A 2,066-nucleotide genomic window follows, 5' to 3' on the forward strand; every position below is an offset into this window, starting at 1 on the left:
CCAGGTGGCACACGTCGAGCACGGCGGCCACCCGGGCGGGCAGCGGTGCGGCGGCGGCATGGTGAACCGGGCGCCCGCCTCGCGCAGCGTCGCGCGGGCCCGGCTCAGCCGCTGCGTCATGGTCCGGGCCGGCACCAGGTAGGCGGCGGCGATCTGCTCGACGCGCAGGCCGGCCACCGCGCGCAGGGTCAGCGCGACCTGTGAGGGGCGGCTCAGCGCCGGGTGGCAGCACAGGAACAAGCAGCCGCATCGTGTCGTCGGCGCCGGTCACCGGCGTGTCGTCGACGGGCGGTACGAGGCCGGCGTCGGGTTGCCGGGCCGAGTCGAGCCGCTCGCGGCGGGTACGGGCCGCGTCGGCGCGGATCCGGTCGATCAGCCGCCGCGCGGCGACCCGGATCAGCCAGGCGCGGGGGTCGTCGGGGATGCCGGTGCGCGGCCAGTTGGCGGCGGCCGCCTCCGCCGCGTCCTGCAGGGCGTCCTCGCAGCGTCGGGGGTGCCCGTAGCGGCGCAGCAGAGCGGCGCGGACGTGCGGCGCCTCCCGGCGCCACACGTCCGCCAGCGCTGTGGCGCTACTGATCGGAGCCGCCCGGCCACATCAGGGGCCGCAGCTCGACGGTCTCCCCCGGCCCGGCGAACTTCGCCGCGACGGCCTCGGCGCGGGCCTGGTCCTCCACGTCGATCAGGAAGAACCCGGCGAGGTGTTCCTTGGCTTCGGAGTACGGGCCGTCGGTCACCAGCGGCGCGCCGTCGCTCCACCGGTACAGCCGTGCGGTGGCGGGGTCGGCGAGCGCCTCACCGACGACGAGCTCACCGTTGGCGTGCAGCTCGGTCAGCACCTGCTCGAAGTCGGCGTTGAGCCGGTCCCGTACCTCGGCGGGCAGCTCCTGGTAGGAGGCCAGATACTCGGAGGTGGGGTGGCCCCACGGCTCCGGGTTGGAGTGGATCATGATGACGTACTTCACTGTCGGTCCTTCGCGTCGTGCGGCGGTGCCTCCCCGCCGCTCGCCGGGTACGACGGAGCCGGATCGCCGATGTCTACATATCCTCGCGTCATGAGTAACGCGTTGGGTGTCGGTGACCTGGTCGAGGATTTCACGCTGCCGGACGAGACGGGGACGCCGCGTCGCCTGTCGGAGTTCCTGGCCGCCGGGCCGGTGGTGTTGTTCTTCTATCCGGCGGCGATGACGCGGGGCTGCACGGCGGAGAGCTGTCACTTCCGGGATCTGGCGGCGGAGTTCGCCGCGGTGGGCGCCCAGCGGGTCGGGATCAGCCGTGATCCGGTGCAGCGGCAGGCGGAGTTCTCCCGCCGGCACGGGTTCGACTATCCGCTGCTCTCCGACGTCGACGGCGCGGTGGCGGACGCGTTCGGGGTGCGGCGGCGGCTGCCGCTGGGGCCGCTGAGCACGCGGCGGATGACGTTCGTGATCGGCACGGACCGGCGGGTCCTCGCCGTGGTGCGCAGCGAGCTGAGCATGAACGAGCACGCCGACGCGGCGTTGCGGGCCCTCGGGGGCTGATCATCGTGGTGTCGCAGCCGGCTGGTATCAAGGCTGCGTCAAACAGGTGTACGGAAGAGGGCGTGATGGCGGGTCAGGGTTTGTCCACTGACGAGGTTCAGGGGATCCGGGAGGCGCTCGCGGCGGGCCGCAAGCCCCGGGTGGTGTTCACCGAGGCGGCCGGGCAGATCGCCGGGCAGATCGGGCAGGTGGTGGAGCTGACCGACCCGGAGGCGTCGGAGGAGTTCGTGGTGGTGCGGTTCGGCCGCGACGAGCTGCCGTTCTCCCCCGCCGACGTGGCGGTCGCGCCGAAGGGCGCCGGGCGGCGTCCGGCCGCCGAGGCGAAGCCGGAACCGGAGCAGCCGCCGGCCGCGCCGGAGCCGGAGTTCGTGCTGGACACGCCGCGGGTGCCGGCGCCACGACGGGAGGAGCCGAAGACCGAGGCGCCGCAGGCGGAGCCGAAGCCGGCGAAGCGGGCGGTGAAGGCCGCGAAGCCGAAGACCCCGCCGGGGTTGACGGTGACGCTGGCGTACGCCGAGGAAAGAGTGGACGGTGGCCGCGCAGCAGGGC

3 protein-coding genes and 2 pseudogenes are annotated in these 2,066 nt (G+C 73.9%); 2 read left to right on the forward strand and 3 right to left on the reverse strand.

Annotation, left to right across the window (positions count from 1 at the left end; translation table 11 throughout):
* The 3 genes and pseudogenes from MCBG_RS33650 to MCBG_RS04225 all read right to left on the reverse strand — a co-directional run.
* The coding region (locus MCBG_RS33650) for a sigma factor-like helix-turn-helix DNA-binding protein (RefSeq protein WP_304413293.1) at nt 1-240 on the reverse strand (240 nt) is incomplete at its 3' end.
* Nucleotides 241-412: 172 nt separating this feature from the next.
* A pseudogene (locus MCBG_RS33655) lies at nt 413-550 on the reverse strand (siderophore-interacting protein); the annotation flags it as partial.
* Between the two features lie 19 nt (nt 551-569).
* The gene (locus MCBG_RS04225; protein ID WP_043324033.1) at nt 570-962 is read right to left on the reverse strand and encodes a YciI family protein; all 393 of its coding nucleotides are present in this window, start codon (nt 960-962) and stop codon (nt 570-572) included.
* A 90-nt stretch (nt 963-1,052) separates the two neighbouring features.
* On the opposite strand from MCBG_RS04225, the gene MCBG_RS04230 reads away from it, so the two are divergent.
* Entirely contained in the window at nt 1,053-1,517 is a 465-nt protein-coding gene (locus tag MCBG_RS04230) for a peroxiredoxin (protein WP_281606097.1), read from the forward strand.
* Nucleotides 1,518-1,582: 65 nt separating this feature from the next.
* Nucleotides 1,583-2,066: pseudogene (locus MCBG_RS04235) on the forward strand (hypothetical protein); the annotation flags it as partial.

The sequence above is a fragment of the Micromonospora sp. M42 genome (genome assembly GCF_000568915.1).
GTDB lineage: Bacteria > Actinomycetota > Actinomycetes > Mycobacteriales > Micromonosporaceae > Micromonospora > Micromonospora chalcea.

Excerpts from the sequence above, each read along its gene's own strand:
- MCBG_RS04230 (WP_281606097.1), top strand. The coding sequence starts at position 1,053 with ATGAGTAACGCGTTGGGTGTCGGTGACCTGGTCGAGGATTTCACGCTG.